Raw genomic sequence first — 25868 nt, forward strand, 5'->3', positions numbered from 1 at the left:
ACCCCTAGGACAGTCCATGCGATCCCTCCGCACCAGAGCGACCCTGGCCACGGCGGTCGCCGCCGCCACGGCCGCGACCCTCCTCGTGCCGGGCAGCTCCGGCGCCACCACCGCGGCCGCCGGCACCACCGATCCGAACATCCCCGAGGTCTGCGCCGACCGACGCCCCGGACCGGCGGACCCCGGCGCGTACGGCATGCAGCTGGACGACAGCTTCCGCCATCCCGCCCTCACTCCCGTCGACGAGGAGCACGAGCACTCCTTCCCCGGCCGCAACAAGGAGTACGACACCCGCTCGTACATCAAGAACATGAAGGTCGAAGCCGCCTACGAGGGGCCGGACTTCACCCCCGACTACTTCCACACCTGGCAGAACATCGTCGACTTCGACGGCCGGCGCTACATGTTCCAGTACGACCGCTCCGAGGGCCGCGTCTACGACATCACCGACGTGAGGAAGGTGAAGGTCGTCGAGCGGATGAGCCGCGAGGACGTGGACGGCGACGAGACCAGGGCGAACGGAGCCTGGGCGGCCAACGACTACTGGGGCGCCTCCACCATCCAGTGGAACAAGAAGCTCGGCGCCTACGTCATGGTGCAGAGCTTCGAGGACAAGCGGCAGATCCGGGAACTCACGGACGACCCGGCGCACGACAAGTACAGCAACCCCGAGGGCGTCAGGAAGCTGCGCGAGAAGCCGGGGCTCAAGGGCTTCAAGGTCTTCCGCCTGGACGGACCCCGCAAGAAGGACTGGAAGCTCCTCGCGACCGTCTCCACCGACGCCACCCAGAAGGACCCGCTCAGGAGCGACCCCGGCACGGCGCAGCAGGGCTCCGGCTCCCTCGACACCCCGTACTGGACCGGTCAGCGGTACATGTTCATCGCGACGGCGCCCGACGACACGTACTCCCGCACCGAGTACCCCACCAACCTGCACTCCGCCGGCTACCAGTCCTGGGACATGGCCGACCCGGCCCACCCGAAGCTCCTCGACACCTGGCACCTGCCGGGTCAGCGGACCGGCGAGGACGCGGCGTACCGGAACAACCCGCGCTGCGGCAACCGCACCAGCTGGATGGGCGCGCGCATGCCGCTGTTCATCCCCAAGCCGGTGGAACAGGGCGGGCGGTACGCGTTCGCGGCCATGGGCGGCTACGGCCTGACCGTCCTCGACATCTCGAACCCGGCCGACCTGCGGACCGTGAGCCACCTGGACCTGCCGCCGTCGGTCTCGGGCACCGAGGGCGACAACATCGACGTCTCGCAGTACGAGAGGACCGGGATCGTCTACTACTCCGGCTACCCCCTCACCGAGGACTGTTACGAGCCCTACAAGGACGTCTACCAGATCGACGCCAAGGACCCGAGGAACCCCCGTGTCGTCGGCGTCCTGCCCCGGCCGACCCCGCCGCCGTCGGCCGGCTTCACCGACTTCTGCCAGCGCCGCGGCAGCTTCGGCCCCAAGCGCACCGGCTCCTACACCAACCCGGGCCGGCACACCCCCGGCGTGCTCGGCTACGGCTTCTACAACGCGGGCGTGCAGTTCTTCGACGTCTCGGACCCGGCAGCACCGAAGATCGACGCCTACTTCGTCCCGAAGGCGTACGGCAGCGGCACCCCGGACTACGCGTACGGCAACCAGACCCACGGGGTCTACGTGGAGTGGGACCGCAACATCGCCTGGGTGCTGACCAACCACGGCATCTACGCACTGTCCTCGCCCAAGGTCCTGGGCAAGCCCGACCTGAACCGCCCCGAGAAGCCCTTCCGCAACAGCGAGTTCTGAGCCGCGGCCCTCTGCGGGGGCCGGTTCCGCCGGCCCCCTCCCACCCCCACGGGACCTTCCCGCCCCGCACCCGTACAAAGGACTCCTGCCATGACCGCTCCCGAAAGACCCGCCCAGGGCCCCGCGTCCCCTCCCGCCTCGGCGGTCCCCTCCACGCCTTCCTCGCCGTCCACCACCTCCCCGTCCGGCGGGAACGCCGGGAACGCCGACAACGGCCGGACCGGCGCGAACACCGGGACCGGCGAGCCGGGTAGGGCCACAGGCCTCGTCCGCTCGCTCACACCCCGCCAGACCACGATGATCGGCCTGGGCTCCGCGCTCGGCACCGGCCTCTTCCTGGGCTCGGGATCGGCGATATCCGCCGCGGGCCCCGCGGTGATCCTCTCGTACGCCATCGGCGCCGTCCTCGTCGCGGTCATCGCGGTCCTGCTGGGCGAGATGTCCGCCGCGCATCCCGTCCAGGGCTCCTTCGGAACCATCGCGCACACGTACCTCGGCCCGTGGGCCGGCTTCGTCACCCGCTGGATGTACTGGTTCAGCGCGGTCGTCGTCATCGGCACGGAGGTCGTCGCCTCCGCGCTCTACATCCGCTGGTGGTGGCCGGGCGTACCGATGTCGGCGGCCATCCTCGCCGTCGCCGCGGTGGTGCTCGCGGTCAACGTCATCAACGTGAAGTCCTTCGGCACCACCGAGTTCTGGCTGTCCACCATCAAGGTGACCGCGCTCTGCGCGTTCATCCTGTGTGCCGCGTTCCTCGTCTTCCTCGGACTGCCGGACACCGAGGCCGCGGGCTTCGCGCACCTCACCGACGACGGCGGGTTCGTGCCGCAGGGCGCCAAGTCCGTCTGGATCGCCATGTCCGTGGTGATGTTCGCGTACGCGGGATTCGAGGTCGTCGCCATCGCCTCGGCCGAGGCCACCGACCCGCAGCGGTCCATCCGCACCGCGATGCGCCAGCTCGCCTGGCGTCTCAGCGTCTTCTACGTCCTGGCGATCACCCTGGTCGTGGCCCTGATTCCGTGGCGGCGCCTGGCCGCCGGCGACGGCAGCGTCGAGGCCAGCCCGTTCGTGCGGGTCTTCTCCGACATCGGCGTCCCCGCCGCGGCGACCCTGACCAACGTCGTCGTGCTCATCGCGGCCGTCTCCGCGGCGAACGCGCATCTGTACGGTGCCTCCCGCCTCCTGCACTCCCTCGGCGACGACGGCCTCGCACCGGCCCCCCTGGCCCGCCTCACCTCACGCGGTGTCCCGGCCAACGCCCTGGCGGCCTCCACCCTGGGAATCGCGGCCGCCGCACTGCTCGCGTTCTACGACATCGGCGGCATCTTCGGGATCCTGATGTCGATCGCCCTCTTCGCGGTGCTGCTGGTCTGGCTGCTGATCCTCGCCTCGTACATCGCCTTCCGGCGGCACCGGGACACGCACCCCGAGGACTTCACGGGATTCAGCGTCCCCGGGGGCAGCAAGCTCGCGGTCGTGGCCGGAGCGGGCGTGCTGGCCGTCGCCGCCACCGCGGTCGAGGTCCCGGACATGCGCCAGGCCGCCGGCATCGGCCTCACCTTCACCGTGGTCCTGCTCGGCTGCTACGCCCTGACCTCGCTCCGCCGGGCCCGCCGGGCCTGAGCGAAGCGGGAGGGGCGGACGCGAGCGACGGCGGGCCGGACCTCCGGCCCGCCGTCGCCGAGCGCCTGCCTCTGACATCGCCGGATCGACAAGAGGCCCGTCAGCGCCCCCGTCCGTCGGCGGGGTACCGGCCGAGTGACGTCTCCTCGACACGGCCACCTTCGCCGAGCAGCCCGGTCTGCTCGAACCTGTGCTCAGCCATGAGGCGGGGCAGCTCCCGCCGGGAGAGCAGGTCGACGACCAGGGGGAAGAACGGGCGTCCCAACTGGGCGAGTCGGAGCCAGGGCGGGGCGTACACGGCTGCGGAACGCCGGTCGACCCCGTGGGCTATCCAGCCGGAGACCTGGGCGACCGGATAGACGCGGCGGGCAGGAGCGGGCATGTGCCCCCGCAGTTCCCGGAGCACCGCGTGGCGGTCCACATCGCGAATCATGTCGGTGTCGGTCCAGTGGAGGTAGGCGACGCCGACGGCGATGCCCTCGTGCGCCACTTCGGCGCGAAGCGACCGTGCGAAGGCCTCCGCGCCGGCCTTGGACGCGCAGTAGGCACTCATCATCGGGGCAGACCCGAACGCCGCGGTCGAGGCCACCTGGAGGAAGTAGCCACGGGTGGCCCGCAGTCCGGGCAGGAAGGAACGGGCGGTGACCGCGCTTCCGATGAGGTTGACTTCGACGACGCGACGCCATGTCCGAGGATCGGACGTCTCGAAGGGCCCTCCTTCGGCGATCCCGGCGTTCGCGATGACGACCGACGGAGCGCCCAGATGCCGCCGCACGTTCTCCGCGGCGAAACCCATCGCGGCATCGTCGGTCACGTCGACCTCGACCACGTGCGCCGGAGTGCGGAGCGTCGCGGCCACCGACTCCAGAGTCGAGGACTCTCGTCCGAGAAGCGCGACGCGCATCCCGCGATCGGAGAGCTGCCGAGCCAGGTCGGCGCCGAGACCGCGGGCCGCCCCTGTCACCACCGCGGCGCGTCCATCCAGTTTCCATGAGCCCGTCATGACCACTCTCCTTGCGTACAGGCGTGAAACCACCCCTCTGGGCTGGTGCGGGAAGATCCGACCGTTCCTCGGCCCTCCCGCGGATGGCTTGACGCACGCCTCACAGGTTCTTCCGGTCACAGCGGCATCCGGATGCACGAGCCCGGGCGAGGAGCTTGCCTTCCCTCGGCTCCTGACCGCCCGGGCGGATCGGGCGGACGGAGAGCGCCCCACCTCCGTGCGCATCCGTCACCGCCCCGAGAGCGGAAGAGGGGATGTCGGTGCCGAGCCCGGTGCCGTCCCGGACCTCGTCACGGTGTCCGGGACAGGTCCACAAGGACGGGGCAGCTTCATGCACACGCACATCCTCGATACCTCGACGCTGGCCGCCGGTGTCTGGCAGTCCGGACTCGCCCAGGTGCTCGGAGGCCTGATCGTGGTCGCCGTTCTCATCGGCGCCTTCATGTTCGGCATCAGGGTGAAGAACAAGGAGCTTCCGCCCCCGGACCCGGAATCGCACCCGCACCGTCCCGACACGGGCCAGCCGCCCGGCGAGGTCTCCGAGTACCGCAAGCCCGCGGAGATGCCGCACACCGACGGTGAGCACCGCCTCATGCCGTACAACTTGAAGAGCTCCGGTGAGGCCGACACCGATCCGCCGAGCGAGGAGAGGCGCAAGTGGCGCGGGATCTCCAGCGGCGGCTTCGGCAGCGGTGGCACCGGACACGGCGACTGAGCGACGCCCGAGCCGACGGTCGGTGTCAAGCTCGGCGGGCTTCTGAATCGTCTGCGGCCGTGCCACCGGCCATGGTCCTCAGAAGCCGCCGGGCCATCCAGTCGGGTCCTCGACGCCGCACTGTCCGCGTCCAACGCGGCAGGCCACCGGGAGGGTCGGCGAGCAGCCGGCGCAAGGCCGCACCCACCGCGTGCTGATCCAGGCGCGACGGATCGAGGCTGAGTGCGAGCCCGGCCCGCTCGGCGTCGTGCGCGATCGAGAACTGGTCGCTGGAGAAAGGCAGGATGAGGGCCGGTGTCGCGGAGGCGAGACATTCGGTGAAGGAGTTGTTCCCACCGTGATGGACCATCGCATCGACCCGCCGCAGCAGCCACCGTTGCGGGACGACGTCCGCGACGTGCACGTCCGGCCCCGACAGATCCGACAGCGATGCCGCGCGGTCACCCGCCGCGACCACCACCGCGCAATCCGGGACGTGGGCACGTACTGCCCGGACGAGCAGGGCCAGCACATCCGCGCGAGCCGAGAGAAAGGTGCCGAGAGCGATCAGCACCAACTGCCGGTGGGACGCCCTGAGCCGACGTACCACCCGTTCCCACTCCGCTCCGGGACCCGGCTCCTGGGCGGGGGAGCAGTGCCCTCCGTAGAGGAAGCGGGTGTCGCTCGGCAGGCGCTCAGGCAGCCACGGAAACCTCGGGTAGTTGAACACCACCGCATGCCGTGACGCGAGAGCGAAAGCACGCCCGGGAGGCCGCGCCGCGGCATGGCCGCGAGCGACCTCCGCGAAACGTCGCGTGAACGCCACCTCGTTGGCCAGAGCGGCCCGCCGCAGTTCGGCGAGGCTGTCCTCCGAGGGGCGGATCGCCGGCGGCCAGGCGTACGGCACGCCGAACAGCGCGTCCGGTGAATGGGGCAGATAGGTCGGATGACCCGGGCAGAACGTGGCGAACGGAAGACCGAGGCAGTGCAGAGCCAGCGTCACCGGATAGCTCAGCTGATCCACCACGTACCAGTCCGGTGCGAAGCGCTCCTGCAGTGCCCCGATTCCTGAAAGCACCTGTGCGGGGTCCGCCAGCATGTCCTCGCCGCGATGACGCGACTGCGTCAGCAGAGCCGCGACCGCCCCCCGGCGCGTAGAAGCGAGGAACTCCTCCAGACGCTCCGCTTCCCGCGCCCCTTGACGGGTGCTCCGGGCGATTCCGGTGTTCGCGTTACGCGTCACGGTCAACGGCACGAACCTCACCGCACCGCCCGACCCGTCCTCCCGGCCCTCCGCGAGCGGAGCGAACGCGGGAGCACTCACGAACAGCACGTCCGCCCCCGCCCCCGCCAGTGCGCGCGCCAGCACCGACAGCGGCTGCGCATGCGAAAGGAACGGGGGACTCACCACCGCGATCCGCGGCCCTCGGCCTGCACCGACGCCCTGAGAGGGTTCCATGCCGCATCATTCGGCCCGCCGGGACGCGACGGATGCACCCGCCGCCCGCATCTCCCGGAATCGTGCATCACGAGGCGGGGTGGGCCGGAGAGCTGCTCGTGCATCCGTGCACCGGAGCCTCGACGAATTACTCCAGGCCGAACGTCGTCGTCGAGGAGATCCCATGTCACGATTTCCCTCCGCTCCGGCCGTGGCGGAGAGCACCCCGGCCGATTCACCGGCAGAGCCGCCCGACCTGCCCGTGACGACCGTGCCCCCCGACCCGTTCGTGGGAGCCAGGGCCGGCTACTGGAAGCAGGCCCTGAGCAGCCCGCCGGTGTGGGACAGCTCCGCGCCGAACCTTCTCGCCGAACTGGTCCGTGCCGAGTACGGCCCGCACGGCGCACGCCGCACACGTCCCGCTGTCGCCACGCCCTCGGACCTGGTGCTGGCACGGCTGAGGCGCCGCCTGAGGGAGGGCGGAGTTCCGCCACCGCAGGAGTGCGTCCGGCTTCTCACCGGCTGTGACCACGCCGTCGCGGCCGTCTTCGACGTATGGCCGGACGTTGTCCGCCGACACGGGCGGACACAGGCCGCGAGCGCACTGCGACGGAGCCTCCATGGCGCCCACAGCCCTCGAACGACGGCTCTGGCGCTCGATCTCGCCGAAGCCACAGGACTGCGTCCCCTTCGCCGGCACGAACTGCTCCCGCTGTGCGCAGCGGACGAGCGGGAGATACGCCACGCCGCCCGCAGGCTGCTCTCCGCACACGACACCGCCTTCCCCGCAGACGACACCGCCTTCCGGGCACATGGCAGGGCCGGTGAACCCGAGGACATGTACGAGCGCCTGCTCGGCGAAGCCCTGCGAGCCGCCCCCTCGCATCTCGCGGATGCCGTCGGCCTCCGCCCCGGTCTGTTCATCGCACAGTCCATGCTGATGGGGCATCTCGACCGTCCGGGTGAGGGAATGAGCGGTGGGCTCAGCGTTCTGCTGGGATCCCTCGGGGACGCTCTCGCACGCAGTGACCACGTCGCCGGGGTCCTCACCGTGGTCACGGCCTGCGTCCCGGAACTGGAGGCGGACCCCGCGCTCCTTCGCCGCCGTGACGCCGGCCACTGGGTCCTCAGGATTCCTGTCGACAGCCCGCACCCGGTGGGCGCCGAGGAGATGGGACGCCACCGGGAGGCGATGGCCTGGTGGGCGACGCGGCTCTTCAGGTCCTTCGGCAGACCGATCGACGTCCTGCATGTCCGATACGCCGACGACGGCTCTCTCGCCCTCGCCGAGGCGGCCCGGAGGGCCGGGCTCGGTCTTGTCTTCACCGCCACCCCCGATCCCCACCGCCAGGTGACCGAGCGCCACGACGTCGCTCATCCGGACGCGGCCGCACTCAGACAGGACCTCCACCGCGTGTTCATCGCGGACCGGCTGGTCGACAGGGCCGACCGTGTCGTCGGAATCGCCGGAGGAGGCCAGGGCGCCACAGAGCTGCTCCGCCACTTCCCGCAACTGGCCGCACGCGGCCGCGCCGGCACTCTCAGCGCACCGCCGGAAGGCATCGCCCCCTACCGGCCGTCCGCGGATCGATCCCCTCGGCGCGAACCGCTGCTCGACACGATCGATGCCGCTGTGTCAGCGCACCCTGCCGAGAGACCGGCAGTGCTGCTCAGCGTCGGACGGCTGCACCCTGTCAAGCAACAGGACCTGCTGGTCCGTGCCTGGATCGACTCCGGATGCCATCAGGAGTCCCTCCTCGTGATCGTCGGCGGGAGCCCGAGGCCCACGGACCCGCTGGAACGCGCGATGCGCGCACGTATGGACCAGGCCGTGGCCTCCTGCGGTGAAGCCCGCGAACGACTCCTGTTCCTGCCGGCCCTGCCCAACTCCGAAGTGCGCATGCTCGAACGGTCTCTCGCCAGTCCGGCCAGGCGATTTCGCGCCCGGTACGTGTGCCCGAGCGCGAAGGAGGAGTTCGGTCTCGCGGTTCTCGAGGCGATGGAGGCGGGACTCCTGGTGGCAGGCCCCCTCCGAGGCGGCGTTCCCACCTACCTCGTCGACGGGCTCAACGGCATCCTGATGGACACCAGCAGCGCGAGCACTCTCGGCGACGGCCTGCGACGCCTGATCCAGGTCGACGACGACCACGCCAGATCGATGGCCGCACGGGCCCAGCACCTCGTCCGTTCCACCTACTCGTCGACAGCCATGGCCCAGGCCCTGGCGCGCCACTACACGGCTGTGACCGACCGCGTGCGGCGGAACACCCTCTGACCGATCGACGGCGGGCAGCCGTTCGAGCCGGGGCCGTCAGCCGAACGCAGCGCGGGACGGTTCCTGGGCGAGCCGACACACCACGTCCAAAGCGCCTCTCAGGCCGGACGGACTCAGAGCCGTGGCCGGGGGGATCGTCTGCCCGAGCCAGCCGGGACCTGCCAGAAGTACGTGAGGAGCCGTCCGCGCCCCCCGCACGCCGTACGCGGCGTCGGCGATGCGACCGGCGAGCGACATGTCCGCGGTCGGGCTGGTCTGCGACCAGAGGACGACAACCGCCGGCCCGATCCGCCTCACAGCCGCGTACAGGGCCTCTGACGGGACAGCCGCCCCGAACATGCGCACCAGTCGCCCTCTTTCCGCCAAGCCGACGGAGAGCGCTTCAAGGGGCAGCGTGTGACGCTCGCCGGGGACACAGGCCAGCACGACGGGGGAAGCCGCGCCGTGCGTCACCGCCCTGCCCACGCCCGCTCGCCGCAGCGCCGCGGACACATGCCAGGAGAGCAAGTGCTCCACGTCCACGAAGCGATCGTCGGAGGAGGCCCACTTGCGACCCACCGCACGAAGGGTGGGAGCGATCACCTCTTCCCACGCGACGACCAGACCGTGCTCAGCCAGCAGCCGCTGGAGCGACACCTCCATGACCGGACCGTCCAGGCGCATCGCCGCACGGGCCAGGCCGCGGCACTCCCGTCCGACGACGTCCAGCGGCACCCGGGTCCCCGCCCCGCCACGGCGAGCCCCGGATTCCGCCTGGTTCTCGGATCCCGTCACGTTCGCCGCCTGCCGGTCCAAGCGCTCCAAGGGCACCCCGCCGGAGACTCCCGCCGCCTCCGATCGCACACGCAGGGCGGCGTGGGCCGCCTCGGACGGCGGGACCCCCGAGGCCGTCATACGACACATCGCCTCCAGTACGGCCACGTCCGCCTCACGCCACCGCCGGTGACGCCCCTTCGCGTGCTCGGCGGGCCCGATGCCGTAGCGCTGGTCCCAGGAGCGCACCGTTGCCGGTGACACGCCCAGAAGACGCGCGACGGCTCCCGTGGTGATCCCATGAGTCGTACGGGTCATGCCTTTCACCGTCTCGATTCAGAGAAGCAGCGGTGCGTGAGGCCGCCGCGCCCGCTGCGCGGGGGCGTCGGCTCACGCGGATCTCACCGGGCCAGGGAGGTGACCACCCGCGGTCGAACCTCGTTCCGGCCGACGGGTGACGCGGTGCCCGATCAAAGCGACATTGATGCTTCGGGAAAGACGGCACGGTCGGATGCACGGATGCACGGATGCACGGATGCACGGGTGTACGGGTGTACGGATCGAAAGACACCGACACGGACACGGCACGGGCGCGGCGTCGGGCTCCGGGCGCCGGGTGCTGCGCAGAACACCGCCGCGTACGCCGCGGACGGCGCGCCACGCAACCACTGCCCCTCCTGCCTGCACTCCCGGCACGTCATCGATCATGTCGAGGGCGGTCCCAGCGGATGTGAGGGCCGGATGCCCCCGATCGCCGTCGCCGTGCTCCGCACCGGTGGCTGGACGGTCATCCACCGCTGCGTGCGCTGTGACGAGCTCACCTCGCATCCGGTCCGCGCGGACGACAACCAGCTCATCCTGATGCGCATGGCGGTCCGCCCCCTGGCCCAACCTCCGTTCCCGCTCGAAGCGTTCGGATCCTTCTGACCGCCCGTGAGGGAGGAGCACCCATGTCACGCAACAACAGCCCGCGCGGGCGGCGCCGTCCGCAGCGGCACAAGGACGTCCTGCACGCGCGGGACGGGCACCGGGGGAACGCGTTCCGGTGCGTCCTGCCGGCTCGACGTGCCGCTGGACGCACCCGGCACCGCGCACCGCAATCACTGCCCCGGCTGCCTGGGCAGCCTGCACGTCGACCGGAGGATCCCCGGCGACCGTGGCGCGGACTGCCGCGGCCGGATGGAGGCCCTGGGCATGTCCGTCCGCCCAGACGGTGCGTGGATGATCATCCACCAGTGCGTCTCCTGCGGTGCGCTCAGCGCCAACCGCATCGCGGGAGACGACAACCCGTACGCCCTGGTCCGCCTCGCGCTCAGACCGCTAGCCGATCCCCGGACCGCTGGTCGCGCCCTGCTGAGCCTGTCCTCCCCCCGCGACGGCCGTCAGCGGTCCGGCCAGGGTGCGGACATCGTCGGCACCACGGCCGCCGATCACTCGAGCCGCTCGTGGGGCGACGTGCCCTGAACCGTCCGCCCCGGTGCCGTCGGCCGACGGAGCAGGTATCCTCCGTCGGCCGACTGCGCGAGCACCTGGCCGGGGTTACGGCGCCAGGGCGAAGGCGAAGAAGTGCATGCCGGCATGGGCGGGCAGCACGACGACGTCGACCCGCTTCGTCGGGTCGAGTGCGATGGAGTGCGCGAACACGCGGTAGGCGATCCCGGCGTTGCCGTACCCGGTGGGCCGGTTGCGGCCGTCCGTCGACTTCACCAGGGTCGCGCCATGGCTGGCCGGATCCTGGAAGGACCAGTTGGGGAAGCCGATCGGTCCGGCGGTGCTCGATCCGTCAGCATAGATGACCGTTACCGTGCCGGAAGCGTCGAGTCCGCTACCGGAGCCGAGGAAGACCAGTCGGCTTCCCTTGCCGTCGGCCTTCACCGCCTGCCCGCCGCCGGCCACGGCGTTCCTGGTGCCAGGTGCCGTAGCCGGCCAGGTCAGCTGAGCCCCGAGGGCACTGACGGACGCTCCGGGAGTCAGTCCGACCGCAGCGAGCTTCTGCGCCGAGAAACTGTTCCCCTCGCCGTCGAAGTCGCCGGCCTCGGTGTCGCTCTCGTCGGTGATCGCGACCTCGTCGTAGGCGGCGGAGAGACTCTCGAGCGCGACGCCCGAGCGCTCCAGGCGTGTGCCCGTGGCCGCGCCCCGACCGTCGCCACCCCGGTAGGTGGCGGTGGCGGTGAACGTTCGCAGGGTGAATCCGGCCCGCCGTTCCGGAACTTGAACCCGGAATCCCACGGCCGTCGCGGTGCCCGGCGAGAGTGATCCCTCCACGCTCTGGACGGCGGGCTGCACAGCCCAGCCGACGGGGCCGCCGAGGGTGACTCTGAGCCGGGACAGACGCTGGGATCCCGGATTGGTGACCGTGACCTTCACCTCCGATATGGCCGGACCGTTCAGGTCCACCGGCGCGATCGTCACCTGGGTGAGCGCCTCCGACACCCCAGGGCCGTCCGCCCCCGCGGCGGTCCCAGGGCTGGAGACGAATGCCAGGGCCGCCACCGCCAGGGCAGCGACGGTTCTTCGTACGGTGGTCATGTGCAGGGACATGTGTGCTCGCTCCTTCTCGGTGGTTCGGGCGGTACCGCCCGAGGGCAGGGGCTCTCGCCGGGCCGGGGCGGCGTCACACGGGTGGCATCTCCGTCATGCGCGAGTCGAGGCCGAGACGGAGGTTCACCCATGCTCCACGGGTGAAGTCAGGCACGGTCACCGGCTTCCCCTTCCGCTCGAGCGACATGACGCTCAGGGGTACCGGTGCGCACCAGGCCGCGGAGTCGTAGACGTCGATGTCGGGCACGAGACCTGCCCGCATGAGCTGGACGGTTCGCCACTGGAGGACGTAGTCCATGCCGCCGTGTCCGCCGTTGTTCGCGGCGTCGTCGCCGATCTTCTTCCACAGCCAGTGGTCGAACTCCTTGCGGTAGGAGTCGAAGGCCCGCCAGGTGTGCCCGCCGTGGTCCGGCTCCACGTAGACACGACCGCCACTGCTCGTCATCACTCCCGCGTAGTCCTCGAAGATGCCCCGGCTTCCGGCGAGGGTGTTGATCCGGCTGTACGGGCGGGGTGAACTCACGTCGTGCTCGGCCCGGATGATCCGGCCCTTTGCCGTTTCGATGAGACAGGTGACCAGATCGCCGTTGACGTAGGTCTCGTTCCAGGACGGGTGGTCCCTGGGCACGAACCGCTCCCGGTAGTCGGCCAGGCCCTTCGGCTCGGTCGCCGTGGCGGTCAACGTGGTCAACCGGTCGCCCCGGTTGATGTCCATGGCAGCGGCGATCGGCGCGAGGCCGTGCATGGCGTAGAAGGAGGCGGTGCTGCGAGTGTGCCAGAGGCGGCGCCAGGAATCGGTGTAGTACGTGCTCGAGAACAGCAGGGCGCGCAGGTCGTGCAGGTACCCGCCGTGCCCGTTCGTGATCTCACCGAACAGCCCCTCGTGCGCCATCTTGAGCATGGCGAGCTCATTGCGGCCGTAGCTGCAGTTCTCTGCGAGCATGAGGTGCCTGCGGGTGCGCTCGGACGTGTCGACGAGGTCCCACAGCTCGTCGAGCCGCGTGGCGATGGGGAGCTCGACCACCACGTGCTTTCCGGCGAGCAGCGCCGCCTTGCCCTGCTCGTAGTGGAACTCCCAGGGCGTGGCGATGTAGACGAGATCGATGTCGTCGCGGAGCAGCATCTGCGCGTAGGCGTCCGCGGAGCCGCCGTACTCGGCGGGGCGGGGCTTGCCCGCCCTGACCAATTCGTCCGCGACTCGCCCGGCACGGTCCGCGCGGATGTCACAGACCGCGGTGACCCGGCAGCCGGCCACGACGGACCAGCCCTGCGTCATGCCGAAGCCGCGGTTGCCGAGGCCGATGACGCCTACCCGGACCTCCTGGTGGGCCTCGTAGGGCACGTTGACCATGGAGGTCTGGCCGGGGCGACGGCGAGGCTCGGCTGCGGCCGCTTCCGGACGACCGGGAGCGGCGAGCGCCGGAGCGGACGCGGCGACTCCGAGACCGACCGCGGCGGCGCCTGTGGCCACCGCTCCTCCGAGTACAAGACGTCGTGAGACTGCGGGGACATCAGACATGACGGGACTCCAGATTCGGAATGGTCGGCATGGCTTGCGGAACGACTGTGGCGGGCATGACACCTGAGTGTCAATACATGCTTGGAGAGGGGCTCAACTGTGCATCATCGAGCATTCTTTGTGCTTGCAGGTGCATGTTCTCCGGCAAGCCGCCTCGAGTCGCGCCTACGGAGGGGGTTCGCGGCCCGGCGGCCGCATCCTCGCCTTCGCCATCGTCGTGATCGCCTCACGCCGGGGCCGAGCCCGCGGCATCCGACGGCGGATCCCCGGCGTCCGCTGCCACCCGGAAGCCGATGTGGCCCGTCGAGGAGTCCGGTGTGTTGGCGGTCCTGGCCGAGCAGCGGTAGCGGTTGCAGTACGAGGCGTGGCACAGGTGCGAGCCGCCGCGCAGGGCTCTGGCGGGGGAGTCGGGCGTGAAGCGGTCGACCGTCCACTCCCAGACGTTGCCGACTGCGTGGTGCAGGCCGTGGCCGTTGGGCGCGAGGGAGCGTACGGGCGCGGTGCCGACCTCTGCGGTCGGCCGGTCCGGGAACTCGCCGCGGAAGATCACCGCGCGGTCCGGCGTCGGCGGTTCGTCGCCCCAGGGGTGGCGGGCCTGTTCGAGGCCGCCGCGGGCGGCGTACTCCCATTCCGCCTCGGTGGGCAGGCGGCAGCCGGACCAGGCGCAGTACGCCTGCGCGTCGTTCCAGGAGACGTGGGTGACGGGGTGGTCGAGACGGTCCTCCGAGGAGGACCCGGGACCTTCCGGCTCCCGGTGCCAGGCGCCCGGAACCGCCAGCCACCAGTCCACGCCGGGCACCGGCGCGGCCCGTTCGCGCGCTTCGGCGGTGACGCGGCCGCGGAAGACGAAGGAGTGGCCGAAGCGTTCGGCGTCGGTCCGGTAGCCGGTGGCGGCGACGAAGGTACGGAACTCGTCGTGGCTGACCGCTGTGGCGGCGATCCGGAACGGTGCCACGGTCACGGTGCGCACCGGCCCCTCGCCGTCCTCGGGGAACACGTCGTGGTCCCCCGTCCCCATGAGGAACGCGCCGCCGGGGAGCGACAGCAGCGGCGCGAAGGTGCCGGCCCCCCGCTCCCCGGCGGCGTGGTCGCCGCACTGCCTCCGGACACCCGGGTCGATCAACGGGAGCGCGTTTCTCTCCCGTGCGGCCGTGCGGCCGGGTGTGCAGCAGTCGCGGCTCATCGGTGCTCTCCCCGAGATGTCGTCAGGCGGTGCGGTCGGAGGCCAGCGCTGCCGCGAGGCCGGGGATGCCGAGGGTCTGCTCGTCCGCGGGTGTGGCCTCGTGGAGGCTGTTCCGCAGCTGGTACGGGTCCGCCTGGAGGTCGTAGTACTCGCGGAACCTCACCTGCCCGGTGCCGCTCACCGTGCCGGCGCCGTCGGTGTGAAGGTCGTAGTACTCCGTGTACTGGCGGTCCTTGGCGACATAGGACGACCAGGTGTTCTTGGGATCGGCCCCGGTGCCCTGCTTCCACCACTCGATGAGCAGGTGGTCGCGGGAGTGGGTGCCGAGGAGTGAGCGTCCGTCGTGCGGAGTGTTCGGGGTGATCCCCGCCGCGTCCAGGACGGTGGGGGCGATGTCGATGTTCGCGACGATGCGGTCGTCGGTGCTGCCGCTGCCGAGTCCTCCGGCGGGCCAGGAGAGGTAGAAGGGCACTTCGTGGGCAGGACGGTAGGGGACGGCCTTGCCGGTCAGGCCGTGGTCGGCCCAGTTGAACCCGTTGTCGCCGATGTAGATGACGAGGGTGTTGTCGAGTTGTCCCAGGGCCGCCAGCTTGTCGTGGAGAGCCTGCACGGCGTCGTCCACCGAGCGAAGGGTGCGCAGCTGCTTGGCGCGGATCTGGCGGCCGTCTTCGAGTGTCTGGGTGGCGTTGCGTACGTAGGCGGGCTTGTCGCTGCGGTCGCCCTCGGGCACGGAGGGCCGGCCGTCCCAGGCGGGCACCTCGCTGCCGGCGTACTTGGGTTCCGGGGTGAAGGGGCCGTGGGAGGCGTACGGGGTGACGTAGGCGAACCAGGGGCGGCTGTCGGTGCGGGATTTGTCGAGGAACGCGAGGGTGCGGTTCTTGATCACGGTGGTGGTGTAGCCCGGGATGGGCTGCACGGTGCCGTTCACGTTGAAGGTGCCGTCCGTGTACGAGGGCCGGAGCAGCGCGAATTCCTCGAAGTGCGGCGGGTTGTCGGCGATGTCCCAGGCGTTGAGGTACTTGCCGAACAGCCCCGTCCGATAGCCCGCCTGCTTGAGGTACCGCTGCAAGGTGGTGTGCTGGTCCAGCGAGTGCGAGGCGCTGTTGTTGCGCACTCCGTGGTTGTGCGCGAAACGACCGGAGAAGACCGAGGAGCGCGAGGGGGCGCACAGCGGGGTGGTGACGTGCCCGTTGGTGAAGCGCACGCCCTGGCCGGCCAGCCAGGCGACGGTCTTGGGGGTGGCCCACTCGGTGTGTTTCGGCTGGTCGTCGGTGACGATCAGCAGCACGTTGGGCCGGCCGGCGCCGGCGGCCCGGGCGGGGGAGGCGGCGAGCGCGGGCAGGGCGGCACCGGCGGCCACGGCCGCGGCGGTGCCCAGGACTCCACGGCGACTGGGACCGGACAAACTAGACGTGCCCATGACAGTGAGGACCTCTCGTCCATGTGCGGGGTCGGCGGGAAAGGCGCCGAGGAGGAGGCTATGGGCGTGCCGGGGCGTGTTCCATGCACGCGGCGCTAAGGGTTCGTTGCCGGGACGTTGCGACGCGGCCCCGCAGGGGCCGGCCCTTCGGATCCGGGGGTCGACCGGCCGAGCCCGGTCGATCGCCCACCGAAAGCTCCGGTGTGTCAGCCGCCCTCCGTACCCTTGGTGCACGCCTCCGCCCGTCGGCCCCGTCCGGCCGGTCGCGCGGACAGCGGTGGCGTGCGTGACAGTGGAGTGGAGATGCGACAGAGTTCCGGAGACCCCGGCCCGCCGGGGGACGACGCCGACGGGTTGTTCAGCATGAGCGACCTCGCCGCCGCCGCGACGCCGACGGAAGCCACGGACGGGCGTCGGTTCCGCGAGGGGCCGCAGGCGCGCAGGCTGCTCGACGTGAGGGAGATCCACGCCGAGCCGGCCGCCGCGGACTCGTTGCGGGGGCGGCAGATCATCTCGCGCTTTCCCGAGGCCCGGCTCATCGAGACCGACTCCCACTGGCGCATTCCGCATCTGCACGGCAATGAAGGAAACGTGGAGCGATGGGTGAGGGTCAAGCGCGACACCCTCGTCCTGGGCGAACGGAAGTCCTTCGGTATCCGGCCCAACGGACGCTCCGCCGACTGGATCGCCCCGGGGCTCTCCAACGGCTGCGCCATGGCCTGTGCGTACTGCTACGTCCCGAGGCGCAAGGGGTTCGCGAACCCCATCACGGTGTTCACCAACGTCGAGCGGGTCCTGGGCAGCCTGAGTCGCCACATCGCCGGGCTGGGGCGCAAGCAGGAACCCAGCCAATGCGATGAGCACGCCTGGGTGTACGACATCGGGGAGAACGGCGACTGCTCGGTCGACGACCTCATCAGTGACAACACCGCCGACCTGATCCGCGCGTTCCGACGGTGGCCCACCGCCAAGGCCTCGTTCGCCACCAAGTTCGTCAATCCCGACCTGCTACGGCTCGATCCGCGGGGCCGTACCAGGATCCGGTTCTCGGTCATGCCGTCCGACGACTCCCGGCTCCTCGACATCCGGACCAGTCCCGTCCCGGACCGTCTCGCCGCCGCCGCGGACTTCCTCGACGCCGGGTACGAGGTGCACTTCAACCTGTCCCCGGTGGTGATCCGCACCGGTTGGCAACAGGCCTGGGCCGATGTGCTCCGGGCCATGGACGACGTGCTCCCGCGGCGGGTGAAGACCCAGGCGGCGGCGGAGATCATCCTGCTGACCCACAACCAGGACCTGCACCAGGTCAATCTCGGCTGGCACCCGCGCGCGGAGGACGTTCTCTGGCGTCCGGACATCCAGCAGCCCAAGCGCTCCGAGAACGGCAGCTGGAACGTGCGCTACCGCAATGCGATCAAGGCGGAGGCCGTCGACACGTTGACCCGTTTGGTCGAGGATCGCGCCCCGTGGCTGCGGGTGCGCTACGCCTTCTGACGCCCGACGCGCCCGCGCACCGCGGGACCATGCCGCCGACGCGACCTCGATGCGGACCACCGGGCAGGTGGGGAAGACGGGAGTGTGACGACAGGCCCTAGGCCTCGGCGCTGATGGGGATGATGCCGAGGGGTTCCGTGGTCGGCTGGTCGGAGCCGCCCGCGGGCTCGACGGTGATCCCGACGGCGACCGCGTTGCCCAGGGGGCCGTCGAGGACGCGCGTGGCGCGCTCGCCGTCATCGGCCAGAAGGCCCGCCGGGCGCAGGTCCCCGGCCTCCCCGGCGTACCAGAGTTCGTACACCGCGCCACTCGGCAGCGCCGGGAGGTCGCGGGCGCTGAAGGCGGCCTTGGCCTCGGCGCGGGAGACGACGACCGCGGCCTTGGCTCCGTCGGGGAGCTCACTGGTGTGCACGGTGGCGTCGGGGGCCGTGAGAATGTCCGCGAAGGCTCCGCCCGCGGTGCGAGCCTGCTCCCGCGCCTGGACCGCCTGGGCACGCGCTTCGTCGGCCTCCTCGTGCTGCCGGACGGCGACAGCGCCGAGCGCGGCCGCCGCCACGACGCTCGCAGCGAGCGCGAGGCGCCATCCGTTCCGGCGGAAGAATCCGCCATGGGGCCGGGCGGTGGGATGCCGACGGTCCTGCGGCGTGCGGGACACCTGCTCCATGACGCGCGCACGCAGGCCGACGGGGACCGGGGCGCTCTCGGCGGAGGCGAGCGCGGCGGCTGTCCTCTCGAACACGGTCACGTCCTCGCGGCAGACATCGCAGCCGGCGAGATGATTCTCGAAGGCGGCTTCCTCCGCCGGTGTCAGCGCGTGCAGGACATACGCCCCGGCACCGAGGTGCGGATCCTCTGCCGTCGTCATGGTCCGGCCTCCAGACAGGTGCGCAGCTGATCGAGGCCCTTCCGCATACGGGATTTCACCGTGCCCTCGGGGGTGGACAGCGAGCGCGCCACCTCGAGACAGGTCATTCCCTGGTAGTAGGCGAGCACCAGTGGCACTCGCTGGAGGCGGGCCAGGGCCGCCAGACAGCGGTGGACACGGCGCCGCTCATCGAGGTTCTCGACGGTCTCGGCGACCTGGTCGAAATCCCGGTCCGTCGACAGCATCCCGGCACGCACCTCGCGGTCCTTGCTCGCCTGGACGGAACGCACCCGGTCCACGGTGCGCCGATGGGCGAGAGTCAGCACCCATGCTTTCGCCGTTCCGAGGTCAGGCCGGAAACGGTCCGCCGTCCGCCACACCTCGATCATGACGTCCTGGGTCACCTCCTCGGCCTGGCCGGCGTCCCGCAGGATCCGGCAGGCCAGCCCCATCACCGGCTGGACCAGCGCGTCGTAGACGCCGGCGAACGCGTCCCTGTCGCCGTTCGCCGCCCGGAGCATCAGCGTGTCGAGGTCGGCGTGCGGTTCGCGTGAGTGAGGCAATGGTCTTCCCCCATCGTGCCTCTGGTGGTCGGTCGCCCCGGTGTGTGTGGCCGGGTCGCCCTGCTCGAAGCGGCCCGACCTGTCCGACTCTGCCGCCTGGGACGGGGTCGTGCCGTGTGGCCGCGCCAGCCGGGTGAGTTCCGGCTCGGGGCCGTAGCCCTTCACGGCGGCCTCCGGCGGTCGTGTGCCGGGGCCTGGACCCGCAGCGCGACGTGGACGGTCTTGCCTCCGATGCGGGGCACCACCCTGACGGAGTCGCCCAGATGGTGCATGATCTCCAGGCCGAAGCCGCCTCGCTGGTCGCCGCCGGCGGGCCGGTGCACGTCGGGCATGTCCTCGCTGTAGTCGGTGACGGCGATGTCCAGGGACTCGCCGTCCTCGGTGAGCGTCAGGAGACACGGGCCGCGGGTGTGGCGGACGGCGTTGGTGACGAGTTCGGACACGACCAGGACGACGTCGGCCGTTCGGGTGCATTCGGTCTCTTCCAGCCACCGGACCGCGATGCGACGGGCCGCGGCCGGAGTCCGCAGGCCCCAGGGCAGAGCCACGACGAGGCGCGTCACGCTGGACGCTGAGGGTGATGCGACGACGGCCATGACCGCTCCCTGGGGACGGGGACCTTCTGTGAGGGATTCGTAGCCGTCCCGGGCGCGGATGAGCCCCGGGCGCCGTTCCCCTCCGATCCGCACGTTTTCCGGCGCTCCTTCATCTGCCGGTGGATCGGCTCCGAATCCCTGATGACCCCGCACGGCGAGTCAGCAGGTCGGACCCCACGGCATCGCTCGTCGTGCTCACGGAAGTCGATCAGTAGAGGGAGGTGTGTCCGATGACCGCGTCCATGCGCGCCCGTCGTCTGGTGGCAAGTGCCGCAGCGGCGGGACTGCTGGCCGGCGGCGCCGCGCTCGGCATGTCCGGCACGGCGACCGCGGCACCCGCGCCCGCATCCGTCGCGACCGTCGTGGCCGGTGACGGTCAGGACCACCACGACCGTCACGACCGGTGCGAGTGGAAGAAGGGGCACTGGGAGAAGAAGTGGGTGAAGGGCCACTGGGAGAAGAAGTGGGCTCATCACAAGACGTGGCACCCCGGCCATCACGACAAGCACGGTGACTGGCACAAGGGCTACTGGAATCACGATCGCCAGTACAAGTGGGTCTACGTCCCCGCCCACTGGGATCACCACTGGGTGAAGGGCCACTGGGACTGCCACCACCGGTGACCGCCGGTGAACGGTCGACCTCGTACCCCTGCCGCTGAGGGCCAGGCCTTGTGCCTGGCCCTCAGCGCGGGTCTGGGCGAGGATCAGCCCGTCCGGGTGGTTGTCCGGCCCGGCCTGTCCGGCGGCGTTCCGCCTCAGCCCGTCCGGTGGACCGTGACGCGGTCGATGCGGCCCGCGAAGTACCACGGGGGGCCGCCGTCGTCGACGTTGCGGCCGGCCCACATGCCGCGACATCACCGGTACGCCGCGAGCAAGACGGTGGAGGTGTACCCCTTCAACGGCCACGAGGGCGGAGGACGCGTGCACGAAAGCACCCAGCTCGCTTTCGTCCACGACCGCATCGGCTGACGACCTAGGGTGGTCTGGGAGGCCGTCCGCTCCGTCGGATGCAGGCGGAGCAGGCCGGCGGGGAACCTCAGGGCACCGTCCCAGGTGCCGACTCAGCGGGCCGTTCCTGCTCCCAGTGCGGATGCTCCCGTACGGCCCAGCCGCGGTCGACCAGTCCGGTGCGCATGCCGAGCCGGGCCTGGGGATCCCGTACCGCCATCCAGATGTGTCCTGCGGTCACCGCCGCGACGGCCCAGGCGAGCCAGTCATGGACGAACGTCGCACCCGGCCGCAGCGACGGCGGCGCGAGGTGGGTGAGCCACATCAACAGTCCCGTGCCGAGCATCACCAGCATCGATCCGAGCGTCCACTGCGCGTACAGCTTCTGACCGGCGTTGAACTTCCCCGCCGGGCGGTACGCGGTACGGGTCCGCACCGCCCGCAGCCACGCACGGTCCACAGGGGCGAACCGGCTCAGCCGGGCCACGTCCGCGCGCAGCGCCCGGAAGGCCAGCCCGCACAGCAGGGGCACCGGGAGGGCCACGCCGGCCCACACGTGCACGGTGGTGACGAGCCGCCGACGCCCGACCAGTTCGGCCAGGGGCGTCACATAGAGGCAGGCCGCGGTGAACAGGCAGGTCAGCATCAGCCCTGCGGTGGTCCGGTGCGCCCAGCGCACCGGGCGCGCGAAGCGGAGCAGACGGTCGGCATCAGGTGGTCGGCGCATCGTCTCGCCCGTTCGACCGGCCGACCCACGCGTCGACCTCGTAGCCGTACTGCTCCCAGTAACCGGGCCGCACCGTCGACGTGACGGTGATGCCGGACAGCCACTTGGCGGACTTGTAGAAGTACATCGGAGCCACGTACAGGCGCACCGGCCCACCGTGGGCATGGGAGATCGCGGCGTCCTGCATCCGCAGCGCCACCAGCACGTCGTCGCGACGTGCCTGTTCGAGGGTGAGGCTCTCGGTGTACGTGCCGTCGAAGCAGGTGAACCGTACCGCCCGAGCCTCCGCCCGAACACCCGCCACATCCAGCAGGTGCGCGAGAGGGACTCCCTCGAACGGTGTGTCCGGGACCCGCCAGCCGGTCACGCACTGCACATCACGCACGATGCGGCGCTGCGCCATGGCCCTCAGATCGGCCAGTCGGAAGCGGGCCGGACGCTCGACCAGGCCGTCCACGGTCAACGTGTAGGTCTGCTCGGTGCGGGCGGGCACCGAGGAGACCACGGAGTAGTACCGGAAGCCGCCACCGCCTGGCAGCAGCCCGCTCAGTCCGGTCGGATCCTTTGCGGCGAGAGTGCTCTGGGCCTGCTGGAGGTACGGCCCGGTCACGACGCCGGCCGCGCCGAGCCCGAGCAGGCCGAGCACGACGCGGCGGCCGACCGGGGCGCCTCGGGGATGTTCTCCTGCGCTGTTCACCTGCCCGATCCGACCAGCTCTCTCCGCTCACGACCAGGGCCGGAGCCGTTCCGTCAGACTTTCGTCATCTCCGTACGGGGTGTGCGACGCGACCGGCCCCGGTGTCAGACGGCCGCCGTCGGCGAGGGGCGTGACGTCGAAGTCCCCGCCAGGCGGGGAACCGCATCGGGCTCTCCCGAGTCATGACGTGCAGGGCGTAGGGAGGGGAACACCGTGGACGATGAGCCGACTTGGGGAGAACTCCTCCTGGGGTTCCTTCTCGTTGCGGGCATACCTCTGGTGATCGTCGGAGGGGTCATCTACGCGGTCGTGGGCCTGGTGTTCTGGGTGACCGCGCCGGAGCGCCGGTGGAGACGCTGATGGCAACGGCAACGGCAACGGCAACGGCAACGGCAACGGACCGTCCGGACCGCGGGAGCGTGCGCGTCGATACGCATCTGAAACACAGCCGTGGGGTGCTCGAAGCGGTGCTCGGGCCGGCTGGAAGGGTGGCCACGTGACTCTGTGCCGGTACCCGATTCCCGGGTGCACGTGATGCCGGAGGCCGATGTCGTGCTGAGTACTCCCCACCGCCCCGATCCCGCCGCTCCTCCTGCCGAGGAGGAGCCTGCCGCCCCTGCGGAGCCCACCACCCGGGCCGGGTCCGCCGACCCGTCCCGGGACGGGGGACGGTGGCGGCGCGCGGGCTGGATCCCGGTGGGTCGTCGTGGCCGCGTGGTCGCCGCATGCGCGTTGTGCAGTGCGGTGCTGATGCTGCTGCACGCCCGGATTCCCAACACGCCCGGCCATCTGGGCAGCCTCGTCGCGACCTTTCTGCCGTGGGCCGGGCTGAGCGTTCCGGTGCTGCTCGTCGTGGCTGCGGTTCGGCGGTCCCGGCCGGCGGCCGTCGCTGTGCTCGTGCCCGCGATCGTCTGGGTGTCCCTCTTCGGTGGCGTGGTGGCCGACAAGACCTCCGCCGGCGGCGACCTGGTCGTGGTCACTCACAACGTGGGGGAGGCGAACCGGGATCCTGGGCGCACCGCACGGGCGCTGGCCCGGTCCGGCGCGCACGTGCTCGCCCTGGAAGAGCTGTCCTCGACGACCGCACCCGTGTACGAGCGTGAGCTGGCCGCCGACTACCCCTACCACTCGGTACACCTCGGCATCGGACTGTGGAGCACGTACCCGATGCGCCGCGTGGAACCCGTGCCGATCATGCCCTGGACCCGTGCGGTACGGGCCACGGTGCACACCCCGAAAGGGCCCGTCGCCGTGTTCGCCGCTCACCTCGCGTCGGTACGGGTGACCCCTGCCGGTTTCGCCACGGCCCGCCGCAACGAGGCGGGCAGGAATCTCGCCGATGCCGTGCGCGCGGAGCGGCTGCCCCGGGTCGTCGTGATGGGCGACTTCAACGGGACGAGCGAGGACACGGCGCTGAGGCCGCTGACCTCACAGCTGCGCTCCGTGCAGGGGGAAGCGGGCGCCGGCTTCGGCTTCACCTGGCCGGCGGCGTTCCCGCTGGTACGCATCGACCAGATCCTCGTCAGGGGAGTGACCCCCGCCTCCTCCTGGTCGCTGGCGGCCACCGGCAGCGACCACCTTCCCGTCGCGGCCTCGCTGCGGCTGTGAACCGGACCCCTCGACCACCTGCCTAAGATGACAAAAGCATATGCTTGCGCACGAATAGATAGGTCGTATGTCGGTCATCCCCGTACCAGGCCCCGTCAGCCTCCTCGTCGTCGAGGACGACGCCGTCATCCGCCGAACCGTCCAACTCTTCCTGGAGCGCTACGGCTACCGGGTCGAGGTGGCCGCGGACGGACTCTCCGGCCTTGAGGCATTCCGGGCCGACGCCCACGATCTGCTGATCCTGGACGTCATGCTGCCCCAGCTCGACGGCATCGGGCTGTGCCAGCGGATCCGGGAGGAGAGCCTGGTACCGATCCTGATGATGTCCGCGCGTGGCGACGCCCTCGACGTCGTCGCAGGCCTGGAAGCGGGCGCTGACGACTACGTCGTCAAACCCGTCGACACCGCCGTCCTCGTCGCCCGCATCCGTATGCTGCTGCGCCGCGCGAGCTTCCAGCGGCCCGAACCGGCGGGGAGGGCTCCGAACCGCCCCCCGGACACCCACGCGCGCGCGGGCCGAGCCGGTGGGGGAGCCGCCGACGTCCTGGTCTTCGGCGACCTCACCGTCGACACCGTCGGTCTGGAAGTGCACCGCGACGGCCGGCCCGTCCCGCTGACCCCCACCGAACTACGTCTCCTCCTTGAGTTCGCCGCGTCACCCGGCACCGTGCTGGACCGCCGACGGCTGCTCCGCGACGTCTGGGACTACGGCTGGGAGGGCGACACCCGGGTCGTGGACCTGTGCGTCCTACGCCTCCGCAAGAAGATCGGAACCGGCCGGATCGAGACCGTCCGCGGCTTCGGCTACAAACTCGTCCGCGACTGAGAGGCCGGCCCGGCCCATGGCTCTCCTCAACCCACGCGCCCTGCGCTGGAAGATCGCGGCGTTGACCGCGGCCGCCTGCTGCGCGGTGGCCGCGGTGATCGGCCTGCTCGTCCACCAGGCCATATCCGAACGCGGCGACCGCACCGGCGAACAGCGCGTCGCCGCCCGCCTGACCGCCGCGGAGCGTGAGTACACCCGCACGGGCACCGCGCCTCTCGACATCGAGATCCGCACTCCCCAACAGCTGGACGCGCACCTCGCACGCGCCCTGACAGCCAAGGGGCCGAGCGATCTGTACGTGACCTGGTACGACAAGAAGCCCCCCAACTGGTACTGGCTGTGGGCGGCCATGCCCGTCGACGGCAACCGGGTACTCGTCGCCCGGACGGACATGAGTACCGAGGTACGCAGCCTCCAGCTCCTGGACCGCAGCATCGTCAAGGCCGTGCTGGCCGCCCTCGCGGTCATCGTGCCGCTCGCGGCCCTGGCCACCGAACCCGTCAACCGCCGGCTGCGCCACGGCTCCCGCACCGCCCGGGCGATCGCCGACGGGGACCTCGACGCACGGATCGGCTCCCGCGGCCGGGCCCGGGACGAGATCACCGAGATGTCGGCCGCCATGGACGTGATGGCCGGAACCCTGCAGCGCAAGCTGGAGAACGAGCGGCGATTCACCGCGGACGTCGCCCATGAACTGCGCACCCCGTTGATGGGGCTGTCCACCGCCGCGGAACTGCTCCCGCACGACGACGAAGCGGCTGAACTCGTACGGGACCGGGCCTCGGCACTGAACGGTCTGGTCGAGGACCTCCTGGAGATCTCCCGGCTCGACGCCGGGGCCGAACGGGCCCGGACCGACGTCGTACCCCTGGGGGAGCTGGTCGCCGACGTCGTGCGCCGCACCGGTACGCAGACCCTCGTCACGACCGGGGACGCCCAGGTGGTGGAGACCGACCCGCGCAGAGTGGAACGGATCGTGGTCAACCTCGTGACCAACGCGCACCGGCACGGAGCGATCCCCGTCGAGGTCACCGTCACGGGCACGCGGATCGTGGTGCGGGACCACGGGCCCGGCTTCCCCGCCACGATCCTCGACGAAGGCCCGCAGCGCTTCCGCACGGGAACCTCCGAACGGGGACGCGGCCACGGCCTCGGCCTCACCATCGCACTCGGGCAGGCCGATGTCCTCGGAGCCCGGCTGACCTTCGCCAATGCCCCCGACGCGGGCGCGACCGCCACCCTCGACCTGGCACCGCTCTCCTCTGAAACGTAACCGCGACAAGACTCCGCGGCGACGGAAACAGGGG

Annotated in this window: 23 protein-coding genes and 3 pseudogenes; 13 read left to right on the plus strand and 13 right to left on the minus strand. The window is 70.9% G+C overall.

Annotation, left to right across the window (positions count from 1 at the left end; all coding sequences use genetic code 11):
* Nucleotides 1-16 precede the first annotated feature (16 nt).
* Together OG392_RS36445 and OG392_RS36450 are read left to right on the plus strand one after the other, a co-directional pair.
* Complete coding sequence (locus tag OG392_RS36445; RefSeq protein WP_329286746.1) at nucleotides 17-1786, plus strand: hypothetical protein; 1770 nt, start codon at nucleotides 17-19, stop codon at nucleotides 1784-1786.
* 90 nt (nucleotides 1787-1876) lie between these two features.
* On the plus strand, nucleotides 1877-3409 hold the full coding sequence (locus OG392_RS36450; protein WP_329286748.1) for an amino acid permease: 1533 nt from the start codon (nucleotides 1877-1879) through the stop codon (nucleotides 3407-3409).
* Nucleotides 3410-3509: 100 nt separating this feature from the next.
* Here OG392_RS36450 and OG392_RS36455 read toward each other — a convergent pair whose 3' ends face one another.
* Nucleotides 3510-4412 carry an SDR family oxidoreductase gene (locus tag OG392_RS36455; RefSeq protein ID WP_329286750.1) on the minus strand — a complete coding sequence of 301 codons (903 nt, stop codon included), beginning with the start codon at nucleotides 4410-4412 and terminating at the stop codon, nucleotides 3510-3512.
* 331 nt (nucleotides 4413-4743) lie between these two features.
* Between OG392_RS36455 and OG392_RS36460 the strand changes: the two genes are divergently transcribed.
* A complete protein-coding gene (locus OG392_RS36460; protein WP_329286752.1) occupies nucleotides 4744-5127 on the plus strand; it encodes a DUF6479 family protein in 384 nt (127 codons plus the stop codon).
* Nucleotides 5128-5152: 25 nt separating this feature from the next.
* Here the strand turns inward: OG392_RS36460 and OG392_RS36465 are convergent, their stop codons facing one another.
* A complete protein-coding gene (locus OG392_RS36465; protein ID WP_329286754.1) occupies nucleotides 5153-6565 on the minus strand; it encodes a glycosyltransferase in 1413 nt (470 codons plus the stop codon).
* Between the two features lie 163 nt (nucleotides 6566-6728).
* Here OG392_RS36465 and OG392_RS36470 point away from each other — a divergent pair, with 163 nt between their 5' ends.
* On the plus strand, nucleotides 6729-8819 hold the full coding sequence (locus tag OG392_RS36470; RefSeq protein ID WP_329286756.1) for a glycosyltransferase: 2091 nt from the start codon (nucleotides 6729-6731) through the stop codon (nucleotides 8817-8819).
* Nucleotides 8820-8855: 36 nt separating this feature from the next.
* Here OG392_RS36470 and OG392_RS36475 read toward each other — a convergent pair whose 3' ends face one another.
* Both OG392_RS36475 and OG392_RS36480 read right to left on the minus strand, forming a co-directional pair.
* A complete protein-coding gene (locus OG392_RS36475; RefSeq protein ID WP_329287672.1) occupies nucleotides 8856-9533 on the minus strand; it encodes a B12-binding domain-containing protein in 678 nt (225 codons plus the stop codon).
* Between the two features lie 153 nt (nucleotides 9534-9686).
* Nucleotides 9687-9890 (minus strand): annotated as a pseudogene (locus OG392_RS36480) (MerR family transcriptional regulator); the annotation flags it as partial.
* Between the two features lie 315 nt (nucleotides 9891-10205).
* On the opposite strand from OG392_RS36480, the pseudogene OG392_RS36485 reads away from it, so the two are divergent.
* Together OG392_RS36485 and OG392_RS36490 are read left to right on the plus strand one after the other, a co-directional pair.
* Nucleotides 10206-10499 (plus strand): annotated as a pseudogene (locus OG392_RS36485) (RNHCP domain-containing protein); the annotation flags it as partial.
* A 23-nt stretch (nucleotides 10500-10522) separates the two neighbouring features.
* A pseudogene (locus tag OG392_RS36490) lies at nucleotides 10523-10934 on the plus strand (RNHCP domain-containing protein); the annotation flags it as partial.
* Between the two features lie 177 nt (nucleotides 10935-11111).
* Here OG392_RS36490 and OG392_RS36495 read toward each other — a convergent pair.
* The 4 genes from OG392_RS36495 to OG392_RS36510 form a co-directional block, all read right to left on the minus strand.
* Entirely contained in the window at nucleotides 11112-12113 is a 1002-nt protein-coding gene (locus OG392_RS36495; protein WP_329286759.1) for an NEW3 domain-containing protein, read from the minus strand.
* A 73-nt stretch (nucleotides 12114-12186) separates the two neighbouring features.
* Nucleotides 12187-13632, minus strand: a complete 1446-nt coding sequence (locus OG392_RS36500; protein WP_329286760.1) for a Gfo/Idh/MocA family protein — start codon at nucleotides 13630-13632, stop codon at nucleotides 12187-12189.
* Between the two features lie 226 nt (nucleotides 13633-13858).
* Entirely contained in the window at nucleotides 13859-14815 is a 957-nt protein-coding gene (locus OG392_RS36505; protein WP_329286762.1) for a formylglycine-generating enzyme family protein, read from the minus strand.
* A gap of 22 nt (nucleotides 14816-14837) precedes the next feature.
* Nucleotides 14838-16220: a sulfatase family protein gene (locus OG392_RS36510; RefSeq protein ID WP_329286764.1), complete on the minus strand. Its 1383-nt coding sequence runs from the start codon at nucleotides 16218-16220 to the stop codon at nucleotides 14838-14840.
* A 318-nt stretch (nucleotides 16221-16538) separates the two neighbouring features.
* On the opposite strand from OG392_RS36510, the gene OG392_RS36515 reads away from it, so the two are divergent.
* On the plus strand, nucleotides 16539-17729 hold the full coding sequence (locus OG392_RS36515; RefSeq protein WP_443055034.1) for a spore photoproduct lyase family protein: 1191 nt from the start codon (nucleotides 16539-16541) through the stop codon (nucleotides 17727-17729).
* Between the two features lie 97 nt (nucleotides 17730-17826).
* On the opposite strand, the gene OG392_RS36520 is transcribed toward OG392_RS36515, so the two are convergent.
* The 3 genes from OG392_RS36520 to OG392_RS36530 all read right to left on the minus strand — a co-directional run bounded on the left by OG392_RS36520 (nucleotide 17827) and on the right by OG392_RS36530 (nucleotide 19753).
* Entirely contained in the window at nucleotides 17827-18594 is a 768-nt protein-coding gene (locus tag OG392_RS36520) for an anti-sigma factor (protein WP_329286766.1), read from the minus strand.
* Nucleotides 18591-19157: an ECF RNA polymerase sigma factor SigK gene (gene sigK / locus OG392_RS36525; protein WP_329286768.1), complete on the minus strand. Its 567-nt coding sequence runs from the start codon at nucleotides 19155-19157 to the stop codon at nucleotides 18591-18593. The genes OG392_RS36520 and sigK overlap by 4 nt, the downstream gene beginning before the upstream one ends.
* Before the next feature lie 161 nt (nucleotides 19158-19318).
* Nucleotides 19319-19753: an ATP-binding protein gene (locus OG392_RS36530; RefSeq protein WP_329286769.1), complete on the minus strand. Its 435-nt coding sequence runs from the start codon at nucleotides 19751-19753 to the stop codon at nucleotides 19319-19321.
* Nucleotides 19754-19983: 230 nt separating this feature from the next.
* Here OG392_RS36530 and OG392_RS36535 point away from each other — a divergent pair, with 230 nt between their 5' ends.
* Together OG392_RS36535 and OG392_RS36540 are read left to right on the plus strand one after the other, a co-directional pair.
* Nucleotides 19984-20376 (plus strand): hypothetical protein, encoded by a 393-nt coding sequence (locus tag OG392_RS36535; RefSeq protein ID WP_329286770.1) that lies wholly within the window; start codon nucleotides 19984-19986, stop codon nucleotides 20374-20376.
* Between the two features lie 222 nt (nucleotides 20377-20598).
* Nucleotides 20599-20724 carry a hypothetical protein gene (locus OG392_RS36540; RefSeq protein ID WP_329286771.1) on the plus strand — a complete coding sequence of 42 codons (126 nt, stop codon included), beginning with the start codon at nucleotides 20599-20601 and terminating at the stop codon, nucleotides 20722-20724.
* 67 nt (nucleotides 20725-20791) lie between these two features.
* Here the strand turns inward: OG392_RS36540 and OG392_RS36545 are convergent, their stop codons facing one another.
* A complete protein-coding gene (locus OG392_RS36545) occupies nucleotides 20792-21430 on the minus strand; it encodes a cytochrome b/b6 domain-containing protein (RefSeq protein ID WP_329286772.1) in 639 nt (212 codons plus the stop codon).
* On the minus strand, nucleotides 21414-22127 hold the full coding sequence (locus OG392_RS36550; RefSeq protein ID WP_329286773.1) for a molybdopterin-dependent oxidoreductase: 714 nt from the start codon (nucleotides 22125-22127) through the stop codon (nucleotides 21414-21416). The genes OG392_RS36545 and OG392_RS36550 overlap by 17 nt, the downstream gene beginning before the upstream one ends.
* A 213-nt stretch (nucleotides 22128-22340) precedes the next feature.
* On the opposite strand from OG392_RS36550, the gene OG392_RS36555 reads away from it, so the two are divergent.
* The 4 genes from OG392_RS36555 to OG392_RS36570 all read left to right on the plus strand — a co-directional run bounded on the left by OG392_RS36555 (nucleotide 22341) and on the right by OG392_RS36570 (nucleotide 25834).
* Nucleotides 22341-22487 (plus strand): hypothetical protein, encoded by a 147-nt coding sequence (locus OG392_RS36555; RefSeq protein WP_329286775.1) that lies wholly within the window; start codon nucleotides 22341-22343, stop codon nucleotides 22485-22487.
* Between the two features lie 192 nt (nucleotides 22488-22679).
* The gene (locus OG392_RS36560) at nucleotides 22680-23735 is read left to right on the plus strand and encodes an endonuclease/exonuclease/phosphatase family protein (protein ID WP_443055035.1); all 1056 of its coding nucleotides are present in this window, start codon (nucleotides 22680-22682) and stop codon (nucleotides 23733-23735) included.
* A 67-nt stretch (nucleotides 23736-23802) separates the two neighbouring features.
* A complete protein-coding gene (gene cseB / locus OG392_RS36565; protein WP_329286777.1) occupies nucleotides 23803-24561 on the plus strand; it encodes a two-component system response regulator CseB in 759 nt (252 codons plus the stop codon).
* 16 nt (nucleotides 24562-24577) lie between these two features.
* Nucleotides 24578-25834 carry a HAMP domain-containing sensor histidine kinase gene (locus tag OG392_RS36570; RefSeq protein WP_329286778.1) on the plus strand — a complete coding sequence of 419 codons (1257 nt, stop codon included), beginning with the start codon at nucleotides 24578-24580 and terminating at the stop codon, nucleotides 25832-25834.
* Nucleotides 25835-25868 lie beyond the last annotated feature (34 nt).

Origin of the sequence: Streptomyces sp. NBC_00691 (assembly GCF_036226665.1) — a bacterium.
GTDB lineage: Bacteria > Actinomycetota > Actinomycetes > Streptomycetales > Streptomycetaceae > Streptomyces.

Coding starts and splice junctions, on each gene's coding strand:
- OG392_RS36445 (WP_329286746.1), top strand. CDS start 17: ATGCGATCCCTCCGCACCAGAGCGACCCTGGCCACGGCGGTCGCCGCC.
- OG392_RS36450 (WP_329286748.1), top strand. CDS start 1,877: ATGACCGCTCCCGAAAGACCCGCCCAGGGCCCCGCGTCCCCTCCCGCC.
- OG392_RS36455 (WP_329286750.1), bottom strand. CDS start 4,412: ATGACGGGCTCATGGAAACTGGATGGACGCGCCGCGGTGGTGACAGGG.
- OG392_RS36460 (WP_329286752.1), top strand. CDS start 4,744: ATGCACACGCACATCCTCGATACCTCGACGCTGGCCGCCGGTGTCTGG.
- OG392_RS36465 (WP_329286754.1), bottom strand. CDS start 6,565: ATGGAACCCTCTCAGGGCGTCGGTGCAGGCCGAGGGCCGCGGATCGCG.
- OG392_RS36470 (WP_329286756.1), top strand. CDS start 6,729: ATGTCACGATTTCCCTCCGCTCCGGCCGTGGCGGAGAGCACCCCGGCC.
- OG392_RS36495 (WP_329286759.1), bottom strand. CDS start 12,113: ATGTCCCTGCACATGACCACCGTACGAAGAACCGTCGCTGCCCTGGCG.
- OG392_RS36500 (WP_329286760.1), bottom strand. CDS start 13,632: ATGTCTGATGTCCCCGCAGTCTCACGACGTCTTGTACTCGGAGGAGCG.
- OG392_RS36505 (WP_329286762.1), bottom strand. CDS start 14,815: ATGAGCCGCGACTGCTGCACACCCGGCCGCACGGCCGCACGGGAGAGA.
- OG392_RS36515 (WP_443055034.1), top strand. CDS start 16,539: ATGCGACAGAGTTCCGGAGACCCCGGCCCGCCGGGGGACGACGCCGAC.
- OG392_RS36520 (WP_329286766.1), bottom strand. CDS start 18,594: ATGACGACGGCAGAGGATCCGCACCTCGGTGCCGGGGCGTATGTCCTG.
- OG392_RS36530 (WP_329286769.1), bottom strand. CDS start 19,753: ATGGCCGTCGTCGCATCACCCTCAGCGTCCAGCGTGACGCGCCTCGTC.
- OG392_RS36535 (WP_329286770.1), top strand. CDS start 19,984: ATGACCGCGTCCATGCGCGCCCGTCGTCTGGTGGCAAGTGCCGCAGCG.
- OG392_RS36540 (WP_329286771.1), top strand. CDS start 20,599: ATGCCGCGACATCACCGGTACGCCGCGAGCAAGACGGTGGAGGTGTAC.
- OG392_RS36545 (WP_329286772.1), bottom strand. CDS start 21,430: ATGCGCCGACCACCTGATGCCGACCGTCTGCTCCGCTTCGCGCGCCCG.
- cseB (WP_329286777.1), top strand. CDS start 23,803: ATGTCGGTCATCCCCGTACCAGGCCCCGTCAGCCTCCTCGTCGTCGAG.
- OG392_RS36570 (WP_329286778.1), top strand. CDS start 24,578: ATGGCTCTCCTCAACCCACGCGCCCTGCGCTGGAAGATCGCGGCGTTG.